The 12,859-nt window shown below is 72.2% G+C and carries 11 protein-coding genes; 3 read left to right on the forward strand and 8 right to left on the reverse strand.

Going from position 1 to position 12,859, the window contains the following annotated elements; genetic code table 11:
- Positions 1 to 2: 2 nt before the first annotated feature.
- The 4 genes from AMO33_RS06735 to AMO33_RS06750 form a co-directional block, all read right to left on the reverse strand.
- Entirely contained in the window at positions 3 to 398 is a 396-nt protein-coding gene (locus AMO33_RS06735) for an ectoine synthase (RefSeq protein ID WP_011209250.1), read from the reverse strand.
- Positions 395 to 1,705 carry a diaminobutyrate--2-oxoglutarate transaminase gene (gene ectB, locus AMO33_RS06740; RefSeq protein WP_060591329.1) on the reverse strand — a complete coding sequence of 437 codons (1,311 nt, stop codon included), beginning with the start codon at positions 1,703 to 1,705 and terminating at the stop codon, positions 395 to 397. Before ectB ends, AMO33_RS06735 begins: the two co-directional genes overlap by 4 nt.
- The gene (ectA, locus tag AMO33_RS06745) at positions 1,702 to 2,283 is read right to left on the reverse strand and encodes a diaminobutyrate acetyltransferase (RefSeq protein ID WP_170916111.1); all 582 of its coding nucleotides are present in this window, start codon (positions 2,281 to 2,283) and stop codon (positions 1,702 to 1,704) included. Before ectA ends, ectB begins: the two co-directional genes overlap by 4 nt.
- 197 nt (positions 2,284 to 2,480) lie before the next feature.
- Complete coding sequence (locus AMO33_RS06750) at positions 2,481 to 3,191, reverse strand: response regulator transcription factor (protein WP_041560984.1); 711 nt, start codon at positions 3,189 to 3,191, stop codon at positions 2,481 to 2,483.
- Between the two features lie 375 nt (positions 3,192 to 3,566).
- Between AMO33_RS06750 and AMO33_RS06755 the strand changes: the two genes are divergently transcribed.
- The 3 genes from AMO33_RS06755 (at position 3,567) to AMO33_RS06765 (ending at position 10,275) form a co-directional block, all read left to right on the forward strand.
- Positions 3,567 to 8,324 (forward strand): cation-translocating P-type ATPase, encoded by a 4,758-nt coding sequence (locus tag AMO33_RS06755; RefSeq protein WP_139337500.1) that lies wholly within the window; start codon positions 3,567 to 3,569, stop codon positions 8,322 to 8,324.
- 639 nt (positions 8,325 to 8,963) lie between these two features.
- The gene (locus AMO33_RS06760) at positions 8,964 to 10,049 is read left to right on the forward strand and encodes an Rv2629 family ribosome hibernation factor (RefSeq protein WP_060591334.1); all 1,086 of its coding nucleotides are present in this window, start codon (positions 8,964 to 8,966) and stop codon (positions 10,047 to 10,049) included.
- A 43-nt stretch (positions 10,050 to 10,092) separates the two neighbouring features.
- Entirely contained in the window at positions 10,093 to 10,275 is a 183-nt protein-coding gene (locus AMO33_RS06765) for a hypothetical protein (protein WP_060591336.1), read from the forward strand.
- 31 nt (positions 10,276 to 10,306) lie between these two features.
- Here the strand turns inward: AMO33_RS06765 and AMO33_RS06770 are convergent, their stop codons facing one another.
- From AMO33_RS06770 to AMO33_RS06785, 4 genes are all read right to left on the reverse strand, one after another.
- A complete protein-coding gene (locus AMO33_RS06770; protein WP_060591339.1) occupies positions 10,307 to 11,092 on the reverse strand; it encodes an RNA polymerase sigma factor SigF in 786 nt (261 codons plus the stop codon).
- Positions 11,082 to 11,513, reverse strand: coding sequence for an ATP-binding protein (locus AMO33_RS06775; protein WP_060591341.1), 432 nt, complete (start codon positions 11,511 to 11,513; stop codon positions 11,082 to 11,084). Before AMO33_RS06775 ends, AMO33_RS06770 begins: the two co-directional genes overlap by 11 nt.
- 118 nt (positions 11,514 to 11,631) lie before the next feature.
- Positions 11,632 to 12,312, reverse strand: a complete 681-nt coding sequence (locus AMO33_RS06780; RefSeq protein WP_062954105.1) for a PAS and ANTAR domain-containing protein — start codon at positions 12,310 to 12,312, stop codon at positions 11,632 to 11,634.
- 86 nt (positions 12,313 to 12,398) lie between these two features.
- Positions 12,399 to 12,794, reverse strand: coding sequence for an STAS domain-containing protein (locus AMO33_RS06785; RefSeq protein ID WP_011209240.1), 396 nt, complete (start codon positions 12,792 to 12,794; stop codon positions 12,399 to 12,401).
- Between the last annotated feature and the right edge of the window lie 65 nt (positions 12,795 to 12,859).

Genomic DNA, 12,859 nt, shown 5'->3' on the forward strand with positions numbered 1-12,859 from the left:
TCTCAGCTGGCGGGAACCGCTACCAGCGGATACACCCCGTTCTCGTCGTGGACCTCCTGCCCGGTCACCGGCGGGTTGAACACGCACATCATCCGCATGGTGGTGCGCGCCTGCACCCGGTGCTTCTCGTGGCCGTTCAGCAGGTACATGGTGCCGGGGCGCAGGTCGTAGACCTGATCGTTGTCCAGATCGGTCAGCGTGCCCTCGCCCTCGACCAACCACACCGCCTCGATGTGGTGGACGTAGTGGAACTCGTGGGTGGTTCCGGCGTCGATGGTGGTCTCGTGGAAGGAGAAGCCGACCCCGTCGCCGCCGAGCACGATGCGCTTGCTGCGCCAGCCCGGGCCCGCCACGTCCCGCTCGGTGCCGGTGATCTCGTCGGTGGTGCGCACGATCATCGGCGCTCTCCTCCCTCGGCCGGGGCGCGGTGGTGCAGGCGGCCCCAGCCGGTGCAGACGGTGTCGATGGCGCCGGTCAGGATCTGCAGGCCCCGATCCAGCTCGTCGTCGGTGATGGTCAGCGGCGGCAGCAGCTTGACGACCTCGTCGCTGGAGCCCGAGGTCTCCACCAGCAGCCCGCGCTCGAAGGCGACCTGGCAGACCTTGCCCGCCTGCGAGGGATCCTCGAAGGCGATGCCGTGCACCAGCCCGCGACCGCGGGTGGACAGGCCGGGGAAGTGCCCGGCGACGGTGGCCAGCTCGGTGGCGACCTTCTCGCCCTTGGCCTTGGTCGCGGCCTCCAGCGCGCCGTCGGACCAGAACGTCTCCAGCGCCACCTGCGCGGTGACGAAGGCGGGGTTGTTGCCGCGGAAGGTGCCGTTGTGCTCGCCCGGAGCCCACTGGTCGAGTTCGGGCTTGAACAGCACCAGCGCCAGCGGCAGGCCGTAGCCGCCGATGGACTTCGACAGCGTCACGATGTCGGGGGTGATGCCCGCGACCTCGAAGGAGAAGAACGGGCCGGTGCGCCCGCACCCCATCTGCACGTCGTCGACGATGAGCAGGATCTCCCGCTCCGCGCATAGCTGCGCCAGGTGCTGCAGCCACTCCACCCGGGCGACGTTGATGCCGCCCTCGCCCTGCACGGTCTCCACGATCACCGCGGCGGGCCGGTCGAAACCGGAGGAGGTGTCGTCGAGCACCCGCTCCATCCACTGGAAGTCGGCGGTGGTGTTGTCGAAGTAGCCGTCGTAGGGCATGTGCGCGGCGTGCACCAGCGGCACGCCCGCACCGGCGCGCTTGGCGGCGTTACCGGTGACCGACAGCGCGCCCAGCGTCATGCCGTGGAAGGCGTTGGTGAAGCTCAGCACGGTTTCGCGGCCGGTGACCTTGCGCGCCAGCTTCAGCGCCGCCTCCACGGCGTTGGCGCCGGTCGGGCCGGGGAACTGCACCTTGTAGTCCAGGCCGCGGGGGGCGAACACGGTGTCGCGCAGCGTCTCGAGCAGCTTGCGCTTGGCCGCGGTGGACATGTCCAGGCCGTGCGTGATGCCGTCGGAGGCGATGTAGTCGATCAGCGGCTGCTTGAGCACCGGGTTGTTGTGGCCGTAGTTCAGCGCACCGGCACCGGCGAAGAAGTCCAGGTAGTCCTTGCCGTCCTCGTCCTGGAGCCAGGCGCCCTTGGCGGTGGTGAACACCGTGGGCCAGTTGCGGCAGTAGCCGCGCACATTGGACTCCAGCGACTCGAAGACGTTCGTTTCAGCGGTGATCATCGAATCTCCTGTGCAATAGGGGCGATGCGGTAGAGGTCCTCGGGGGCGTGTTCGTCGGGGAACACACCGGCGTCGAAGAGGGGCTGCTTGGTGAGCTGCGCGCCGCGGCGCCGCGCGACCGCGGCGAACATCGCGATCGAGGCCGGGTTGTCCGGGGAGATGGTGGTCTCCAGCGCGGTCACGCCGTGCGGCGCCACCCGGTCGAGCAGCTTCTGGATCAGGGCCGTGCCGGTGCCGCGGCCGCGCTCGGTGGGCGAGACGGCCACCTGCCAGACGAACACGGTGTCGGGAGACTCGGGCCGTAGATAGCCGATCACGAAGCCGACGACCCTGCCGTCCACCTCCGCGACCACCGTCGTTCCCGGGAAATCCCGGCACCACAGCAGGTAGGCGTAGCTCGAGTTGGTGTCGAGGACGCGCGAATCCTTCGCGATCCGCCAGATCTCCGCGGCATCACCCAGCTGGGGAGCCCGCAGGAGCGCGGTGCCGATGCGGTCGGACACCTGCCACGGCGCCTCGACGGGCCGTGGTTCCTCGACGGGTTCTGCGGTAGGCGTGGACAACGTTTGCAGTGACATACAACTCCCAGGTCGGTCTGTCTACGCGTCCAGGTTTGCCAACCAACTTTGCGGTGAATTGGTCGATCTCTTTGCGGTTGTGTTACGAATGTGTTTCACGAACCGGCTTGGGCGCAGCACGGGATCGCGGCGCACGCGGGCGTCGCTGCGGACCGGCGCGGTGTCCGTTCCCGGTGTGGAAACGGACCCGCCGCGGGTCACTTCGGCAGATCGAGGCGGTAGCCCAGGCCACGCACGGTGACCACGATCTGCGGGTCGGACGGGTCGAGTTCGATCTTGGTGCGCAACCGGCGCATGTGGACGTCGACGATCCGCTCGTCCCCGAAAAAGTTCTCGTCCCAGACCTTTTCGAGCAACTGCGCACGACTGAGCACCCGGCCGGGGACGTCGGCGAGTTCACACAACAGGCGGAATTCGGTGAGGGTCAGCTTGATCTCCTCGTCGCCGCGCCGCACGGCGCCGCCCTCGCGATCGAGCATCAGCGGGGCTTCCTCGTGCGCGTCGAGCGCCACCTCCCGCGGGGCGTCACGCTCGGCGGCCAGCTTGGCCCGCCTGCGCAGGGCCCGCATCCGGGCGGAGATCTCCTTGATCTCGAAGGGCTTGGTGACGAAGTCGTCGGCGCCGGCCTCGAGCGCGGCCACCACGTCGTGGGTGTCGTCGCGGGAACTGATGACGATGATGGGGACGTCGTGGTCGCGACGGATCTCGCGGATGCACTCGAAGCCGTCCATGTCGCCGAGCATCAGCTCGACGATCATCACGTCCGGGGCGCCGTTGCTGCGCAGGTAGGTGAGCGCGTCCTCGGCCTCGTTGGCCTCGGAGACGTCGTAGCCTTCGTCCTCCAGAGCCTCGCGCAGTTCGCGGCGGATCCGGTCGTCGTCGTCCACGATCATCAGGTTCGCGCTCAAGACCCTCATCCCTTGCCGATGTGCGGAAGCGGGCTCGGAGGCGGTCCACTTCCGGCAAACTTGCCGATCTATCGGTTACCCATACCGACCGATCGGTAAACGCGGGTTTGCTGGAATGTGGCGCGGATCGCTCGAACGGACGCGCGAAAAGCTCTCGATCAACCATCCCCCACGGCGCGCGCCCGCGCAAGGGCGCTATGGTACCGGTCACATCCCGCCGCCGCTGCCCGGCAACTCTCCCAGGGCGGCCGCACGGGCGTGCCGGGGACGCCGAACATGGCCGCTGCCACCGTGATCGGCGCCTGGTTTGCGGCCTCTGACCGGGGGTAGCTGCCGGTTATGGGCTTTTCTGTGCGGAGAGATCTTCTCGGACCGTTGGTCACCACACCGATGTCGCTGGCGGGTACGGTCGCCCGCGCGGGCGCCGGGCTGGCGCTGGACGCCGGCGGCAAAGTGGCCACCGTTCCTCTGCGCGCGGTCGAGTCCGGTGTGCAGTGGGCGGCGGCGGGCACCGAGGCGTTGTTACCGGAGACCACCGTGCGGCTGCGGGAGGAGACGGTGCGGTGGCGCGACGACCTGATCGATCTGATCGACCCGCGGCCGGATCGCACGCATCGCCGCGTCGACCTGCACGAGCAGCGGGCCACCGTGGAGGTGCGGGGACTGGACGGCGACCGGGCCCCCGACATCGCCGAGGCGCTGGGCAAGCGCCTCGATCGGTTGCGCGCGGTGCGCTGGTGGGAGATCAACTCGGTGACCGGCCGGGTGGTGGCGGCGCTGGCCGACGGCGCCGCCGACCTGCCCGCGTTTCTGGCCGAGGTGGAACGCACCGAACGCGACACCGACGTCGCCGACCGTGACTGGAGCCGCCGCGCCGAATTTCCCGCCGACCGGGAACCGCTGCTGGCCACCACGATTCAGGTCGCGGGCGATCTGGCCGCGCTCGGCGTCGCGGCCGCCGGGCTGCTTATCCCCGGCAAACCGCCGACCCGGGTGCTGCGCGCCGCGGCCACCCTCACCGACACCCAGCCGCGCCTGCGCAAGGTGCTGGAGGAGCGCCTGGGCCGCCCCCGCACCGACCTGCTGCTCAGCATCACCAACGCCGTCGGCAACGCGCTGAACGAGGGCGCCGCCGAGGGGGTGGTGAACCTGGTGGTCGACACGGTGCAGCGGTCGATCATGATGACCGAGGCGATCACCCGCCACCAGCAGTGGCGCGCCTGGGAACACACGTTGACCTCGCACGACGCCTTGGCCGTCGATCAGCCGCTGCCCGCACACGAACGCCCGGCCGAGATGCCGAAGGGTCCGGTCGAGCGGGTCGCCGACGAAACCGCGGCGGGCGCGCTGGCCGGCGCCGGAGCGTTCGGCATCGCCGGGCGGCTCGGTCCCGCGGCCTCGGCGCTGGAACTCGGCGCGCCCAAGGCGGCCAGGGCGACCAGGGAAGCGTATGCGGCGGCGGCATCGACGACGCTCGCCCGCGCGGGCGTGCTCACGCTGCACCCGGGCGCGTGGCGCCGGTTCGACCGGCTGTCGGTCCTGGTCGTCGACGGCGAATCGCTGCTCACCCGCCGCCGCATGGTGCTCGATGCCGAAGCCGTCGACCCGCACTGGCGCGATCCGGGCACGACCCGGCGCGCCGACCCCGCGTTCTCCCGCGACGGCAGCGCGGACCGCACCGAGCGCGCCACCGCGATGATCCCCGCCGACGAACACCCCGCCGACGCTCCCACCGGCGCGGCGACGCCCGGCCAGGACACCGCGCCTGCCGATTCCGCGCACTCCCCCGCCGACGAGGCCCGCGCGGCCGCGCACGTCTGGACCGCCGCGCAGCGGCTGCTGCACGAACAGGAGAAGGGCGGGGCGGCCGCGGGCGGCCTGCGGCTGGTGCATCCCGACACCGGCTCCCCGGATCGCGGCGCGACCTTGCGACCGGCCTGGCGGGAACTCCGCGACGGCGACCGCGTGGTGGGACGGGTGCTGGTCGGGCGGGAGCTGGACCGGCGTGCCCACGCCGTGCTCACCGCGGCCCGCAACGCCGGGCTGCGGGTGGTGCTGGTCGGCGGCGACGACGTGGCCGAATTGCGCACGCTCGCCGACGAGTTCCGCACCTCGGCGGGGTCGATGAGCGCGGTGGTGCACCGCGCGCAGGAGGACGGGCACGTCGTCGCGGTGCTCAGCCCGCGCGCCTACAAGGCGTTGGCGTGGGCGGATGTGGCGATCGGGCTGAGCCCGGTCGAACACGGCTGCCCGCGGCCACCGTGGAGTTCCGACATCGTCTGCCGCGACCTGGTCCAGGTGCAGCGGGTGCTCGCGGCGGTCGGCCCGGCCCGGCAGGCCAGCGAACGTGGCCGCGCGCTCGCCCTGTCCGGCGCGGCACTGGCCGCGCTGCTGCTGGCCATCGGCCCCGAGCAGCGTGGCCGCACCTCCCCGATCGTCACCGCCCACGTGCTCGGCCTGCTCAACGGCGCCGTCGGCGGCTGGCAGGCGGTGCGCAGACAGCCGCGTGACGACCTGGCCCCGCTGCTGCCCTGGCACGCCCTGGGCCCCGGCGAGGTCGTGGCCCGGCTACCGGAGCCGCCGGGTCTCGACGAGCGCGCCGAGGCGCAGCGGTCGAAGCTGGGCGCCGCACTGGCCCCGCTCGCCCCGGCGGTGTCCTTCGGCAGGCAGCTGCGGCGGGAACTGGCCGACCCGCTGACGCCGATCCTCGGCGTGGGTGCCGTGGCCACCGCGATTCTCGGCTCCCCCTCCGATGCCATCCTGCTGTCCTCGGTGCTCACCGTGAACGCGGTGGTCTCGGCGCGCCAGCGCCAGCGCGCCGAGCACGCGTTGCAGGATCTGATGGCCGACGAGGAACTGACCGCGCGGCTGGTCGGCCGTTCCGGGGACGCCGAGCAGGTGATCCCGGCCCACCGGCTGCGGGTCGGCGATCTCATCCGGCTGCGCGCGGGCGATGTGGTGCCCGCCGACGCCCGGCTGATCGAACTGGACGATCTCGAACTGGACGAATCCGGACTCACCGGTGAGTCGGTCACCGTGGAGAAGCAGCTGGCCGCCACGCCGGGCGCGGCGCTGGGCGACCGGGCCTGCATGGTCTTCGAGGGCAGCACGGTGGTCAGCGGCGCGGGCACCGCGGTCGTGGTCGCCGTCGGCGCCGACACCCAGGCCGGGCGGGCGGCCGCGGGGGCGATGCCGCCGGAGAAGGGCGGCGTGCAGGCGCAGCTGCGCAGGCTCACCGACCGCGCGCTTCCGCTCACCCTCGCCGGCGGCACCGCCGTGACGGCACTGGGCGGCCTGCGCCGCCAGCCGCTGCGCACCGCGATCGCCGACGGTGTCGGTGTCGCGGTGGCGGCGGTACCGGAGGGTCTGCCGCTGGTGGCTACGGTGGCGCAGCTGGCGGCGGCCCGCCGGTTGTCCCGGTTCGGTGTGCTGGTGCGCGCCAGCCGCACCGTCGAGGCGCTGGGCCGCGTCGACACCCTGTGCTTCGACAAGACGGGTACCCTCACCGAGGGCAAGCTGCGGCTGACCACGCTGGCCGACCTGGACGAGCAGTGGGAGCCCGACACCGACAGCGACCGGGCCCGCCGGTTGCTGCGCGCGGCCGCCCGCGCCTGCCCCGACCCCGCCGACGGCCCGGTGCTGCACGCCACCGACCGCGCGGTGCTCGACGCCGCCGAGGTGCTGGGCGACGAAGCGCACCGCTGGGATCCGATCGAGGAGATCCCCTTCGAATCCAACCGCGGTTACGCCGCCGCCATCGGCCAGACCACCCGGCGGCTGCGCCTGGTCGTCAAGGGCGCGCCGGAGGTGGTGCTGCCCCGGTGCAGCAAGGTGCGCACCGGCGACCAGCCCAAGCAGGCACTCACCGAGGAACTGCGCGAGCGGGCCGTCCGGCGGGTGGCCGAGCTGGCCGAACAGGGCCTGCGGGTGCTCGTGGTGGCCCGCCGCGACCTGGCCGACCGCCCCGAGGACATGGAGGACGCGGTCGGCGAACTCACCCTGCTCGGTTTCCTCGGCCTGGCCGACACCCCGCGGCCGCAGACCGTGCCGCTGGTGAAGTCGTTGCAGGACAACGGCATCGGTGTGCGGATGATCACCGGCGACCACCCCGTCACCGCGGCCGCGGTGGCGAAGCAACTCGGCATCGAGGTCGGCGAGGTCACCACCGGCGCCGACCTCGACCGGCTCGACGAGACCGCCCAGATCGAGCGCATCGAGCGGAGCACCGTGTTCGCGCGGGTGAGCCCGGAGCACAAGGTGCGCATCGTCGCGGCACTGCGCAAGGCCGGCCACGTGGTGGGGATGACCGGCGACGGCAGCAACGACGCCGCCGCCATCCGCACCGCCGACGTCGGCATCGGCCTGGCCGCGCACGGCTCGGCCGCCGCCCGCAACGCCGCCGACATGGTGCTCACCGACGCCGACCCGACCGCGCTGCTGCACGCGCTGGTGGAGGGCCGCGGCATGTGGCAGCGCATCAGTGCCGCGGTGGGCGTGCTGGTGGGCGGCAACGCGGGTGAGGTGGCCTTCACTCTCTACGGGACCGCGGTGAGTGGTCACGCGCCGCTGGGCACCCGGCAGTTCCTGCTGGTCAACATGCTCACCGACATGTTCCCGGCGCTGGCACTGGCGCTGGCCCAGGACCGGGAGACGGCGGCGGGGGTGGACACCGCCCAGCGCGCGGCGCAGCTGTCGGAGATCCCGCCCGCCCATCTGGGCGCCGAGCTGGCGCACACCATCGCCGTGCGCGGGCTCGCGACCGCGGCCGGTGCCGCAGGCGCCTGGACGGTCGGCCGGTTCGTCGCCACCCCGCGCCGCGCCGCCACCATCGGCCTGGTCGCGCTGATCGGCACCCAGCTGGGGCAGACGCTCGTCTCGGGGCATCGCAGCCCCGGCGTGTGGCTCACCACCGCCGTCAGTGGCGCGGTGCTGTGCGGTGTGGTGATGACACCGGGCGTGTGCCACTACTTCGGCTGCACCCCGCTGGGACCGCTCGGCTGGACCATCGCGACCACCTCCGCGGTGGCGGCGACCGCGGGCTCGATCGTGCTGCCGCGCGTGCTCCCGAACGGCCTGCTGCCCAACGGCGCGCTGCCCGCGGCACCGGCCTCGTCCGACGCGGATCCGCAGTGAATTCCGGCCCGGCCGCGATCGCCCCACCGGTGATTCGCGGCCGGGTCGCTGGGTAACCGCCCACTGATCCGCCCGCACCGCCGGAAACACGTCCGAGGCAACCGAGGCGCGAGACGACAACCTGCTCCGGGGGCCGGCGGCGGCAGCGGAGCGCGACCACGAAGGCCGCCCCGCTCGGACCGATCGGACACCGCCCGAGCGGGTCGGCGGCCGGAGGCGGCTGCGGAACGCGAGCGAGGAGGACGGCGCCATGAACGACCGCACACCACCGGACCCGACACCGGACCCCGTCCCGCCGGTACCGGAGCCGGACCCGGTGCCCGGTCACCCGATCCCACCCGAGCCTGACCCGGTCCCCTTCCCACCCGAACCCGACCCGGTGCCCTTCCCACCCGAACCCGAACCCGGCCATCCCTTCCCGCCCGAGCCCGGCAGGCCAGAGCCCCCCGAGCCGGGTCATCCGTTCCCGCCGGAACCCCACCGCCCCGTCCCGCCCGGCGACCCGGGTACGCCCGGCGAGCCGCACCCACCGGGCGAGCCGGGCAGACCGGTGCCGCCGGTCCCTGGACCCGATCCGCGCGATCCCACCCCACCGCCCGCGCCGGGCCCCGGACCGGACCCGATACCGCCGAACCCGCAGTGAGCAAGGAGGTCACCGTGCTCGACGACATGTCCGCGATCGACCTGCGCGCGCTCGCGACCCGTCCCGGCCCGTTCGCCTCGGCGTACTACGACAGTTCGCACAACACCGAGGACGCCGCACGGCAGCTGGCGTTGCGGTGGCGCTCGATCGCCGAGAAGCTGCGCGCGGCAGGCGCTTCGGAGTCCATGCTCGACGTGCTCGCCGAGGCCGCGGTGCGCGGCAGGCCCGATCGCGGCCGTGCCGGGCACCTGCTGATCGCCGACGAGAACGAGGTCCTCGTCGACGTGGAGTTGCCGCAGCCACCGGCCCGTGAGGTCGTGCGCGTCTCGGAACTGCCCTATGTCCTGCCGTTGCTGGAGGCACGCGCGCATCGGGTGCCGCATGTGGTCGCGGTGGTCGACAAGGTGGGTGCCGACCTCTACGCCGTCGACGAGAACGGCGGCGAACGCAGGCGCACCGTGCGCGGCGAAGACCACCCGGTGCACAAGGTGCCCGGCGGGGGCTGGTCGCACCGCACGATGCAGACCCGGGTCGAGGAGACCACCCGCCGCAACCTCGGCGAAGTCGCCCACGACGTCGAAGAACTGGCCGAGGCCGCACACGCCGAGGTCATCGTGCTCGCCGGTGAGGTCGAATCCCGCGCGAAGCTGCACGCCGAGCTCGGCAAGCAGCATCACCGCGTGATCGAGGTGGAGACCGGCGGCCGGGCCGCGGGCGTCGACCCGGCCGCCTTGGACGCCCGCGTGCACGAGGTGGTCGACGAGTGCGCCGACCACCACCGGGCCGACGCGCTGGACAGTTTCCGCGCCGCGCTCGGCCGCGCCGACGGCCTGGCCGTGCAGGGCCTGCACGAAACCGCCCGCGCGCTGGCCGAAGGCAACGTCGCCACACTGCTCATCGACACCGACGCGGTACCCGAGACGACCATCCACCTCGACCCGCGCCATCCCGAACAGCCGCGGGAGCGGCGGGCCGACGAGGCGCTACCGGTCGCGGCGATCGCCTCGGGCGCGGAGATCACCCCGGTACACGGCGCGCAGGCCCCCGCCGACGGCGTCGGCGCCCTGCTGCGCCACCGCTGACCACCGCGCCACCGCTGACCACCCACCCCCGAAGGAGGACATCATGGAACGCGGAAACACCAAGCACGGACCTGTCGCCGACGAGGAGCTGGCCCACGAACTGGAGGGCACCCTGCGGGGCAACCGGTCCAGCCGGGCCGAGGAATGGCGCGACCCGGAACCGCCCGCCGACGACGACAATCCCGCCGCCGACCGGGTGGAACGCACCGAACTCGATACCGAATAGGCCGGACGGACGACCGGGCAGGCGCTGCGCGTCAATCGCGCAGCGCCTGCTCGCGTAAGGCGTGCAGCGTCTTGGACAGGATGCGCGAGACGTGCATCTGCGAGACACCGAGCACATCCGCGATCTGGGTCTGGGTCTTGCCCTCGAAGAACCGCATCACCAGCACCTGCCGCTCACGCTCGGGCAGTTCGGCGATGAGCGGGCGCACCGCCAGGTAGTCGTCGACGAACTCGAAGGACGGCTCCTCCGCGCCCAGGCTCTCCGACAGCGGCAACGGGGTGTTCTCGCCGTCGTCGCCCGCGGTCGAATCCAGCGACGAGGACTGGTAGGCATTGCCCGCGATGAGCGCCTGGGTGACCTCCACGACGTCGATGCCGAGCTCGGCGGCGATCTCACGGGCGCGCGGCATCCGCCCCAGCCGCTGCGAGAGCTCCTCGACGGTGGCGCCGATGCTGCCCTGGATCTCCTTGGTGCGGCGCGGAACCCGCACCGCCCAGGTGTTGTCGCGGAAGTGCCTGCGCACCTCGCCCATGATCGTCGGCACCGCGAAGGCCAGGAACGAGGAGCCGCGGCCGACGTCGAAGCGGTCGGCGGCCTGCACCAGGCCCAGGCGCGCCACCTGCAGCAGATCCTCGAACGACTCCCCGCGGCCGGAGAAGCGGCGCGCGATGTGCTCGGCCAGCGGCAGCGCCCGGTCGATCACCTCGGCGCGCAGCGCGGTCCGGCGCGGGTCGCCGGGATCGAGCGCCGCGATCTTCTCGAACAGCGGCTCGATGTTGTCGTAGCTGTCGCCCGCCGACCGGGACTCAGCTGCCATCGACCAGCTCCCTGGTCCACCGGAAGTCGATCGTGGTCCGATACCCGCCGATGCGGCCGTCGTACGGTTCCTGCACCGCCGCAATGGATTCGGTGAGAGTGCGCACGATGTGCCAGCCGAAACCGGCCTGGCTGACCACCGCGTCCGACAGCGCGACACCGCGCACCCGCACGTGCATGCAGTCGGCCGCGTAGGAGAACTCGCATTCGAGGATGGATTCCGGCGCCGCGTCGAGCACCAGGGCCGTCGCCACCTCGTCGAGGGCCAGGCGGATGTCGGTCACCTCGTCGATCGCGAAATCCGCGATCAATGCGACGGTTTCGGCGAGTGCCCGCAGCATCGTCAGCTGGTCGGGCCGGGCGGGCACCCGGATACCGATGCTCGTCGTGCCGGTCGAGGACCGTCCGATCCGCTCCCCCATACCCATCACCACCTCACTCCACACGCTGCCGGTTCGCCACGAGCGGCCACCGGACCGTCGCGGGCTCGGGGAGCGCGTACCCGTGGTGGGGGTGACCAAACCCGAATCGGACACCGCCTCAGCGTTTCCCGATCCGCTCGTGCGCGGTGAGCAGCAGGTGATCGAAGTGGCTGCGCACGCCGACGGGCACCGGCACGGCGCCGATGTCGGCCAGCAGTTGGGCGGCCAGCGCCCGCAACTTGGTGTTGGTCTCCTGCGATCGCCAGCTCAGCACCCGGAACGCCTGTTCGGCGCCGATGCCGTAGACGAACATCAGCACACCTTTGGCCTGCTCGATCACCGCGCGCGCGGCGTACAGCTCGGGCAGGGTGTCGTCCAGGGTCTCCCGGCGGTGCGCGGCCAGCGTTCCGGTGACATCGATGTAGTAGCCCGCGGTACCGATCGGCCTGCCGCTCGCGTCGGTCATCCGGTCCGCGACCACGATCACGTGGCGCACCCGGCCCGCGGTGTCGACGATGCGATGCCTGCTGGAGAACGGCGCGGCATCCCGGATCGCCCTGGCCAGCGTGGCGGCGACCTGCTCGCGGTCCTCGGGATGCTTGTGTGACAGCAGCAGCTCGGTGGTCGGCACCACCGAGCCGGGCGGATAACCGTGCATGGCGGCCACCTCGTCGGACCATTCCCACCGCTGATCGGCGAACCGGAAGCGGAAGCTCCCGACGTCGCGTGGCGCGCCGGCGCCGACCACCCGGTCCCGCGCCCCCGATTCCCCGGGCGAGACCGACCCACTCTCCGTCACCGTCCCAGTATCGGAAGAACGGGAGGCGACAGCGAGCGGATCGGACCTTCCGAGGACCAAGGTCACGGAAGAAGAGGCCGAAGTCCTCACGCCTCCATGGCGGCACGCATGGACGGGTAGCGCGGGAACTGGGAGCGGACGCCGGTGATCTCCAGCGATCGCTCGATCTCCCGCCGCCCGGTGACGACGCGCAGGTCGACACCGTGTCGGGCGGCCTCGCCGCGGACCGTGCCGAGCATGGCGGCGGCCCGGATACTCAGGAACCGGGCGGCCCGCAGGTCCACCACGACGGCATGGCAGTCCGAGTGGGTGGCCCGATCCAGTGTCTCGTGGAATCGGTGCTGGGCGAGCGCGTCGAGTTCGCCTTCGATGCGGATCACCACGCACCGGTGGCGATGCTCGACCCGCTGGGCGCAGACCCGTCCGCCGGGCGAGCGCGGATCGGCGTCGTGGTTGCTCGAGATCGTGGCGTCTACTGACATGGAGGACCTCCCTGGAAGCGGTTCCAGATCGGTGCTGCGGGTTTGTGGCGAGTGACGATCCTGGT

The organism is Nocardia farcinica, from assembly GCF_001182745.1.
Classification (GTDB): domain Bacteria; phylum Actinomycetota; class Actinomycetes; order Mycobacteriales; family Mycobacteriaceae; genus Nocardia; species Nocardia farcinica.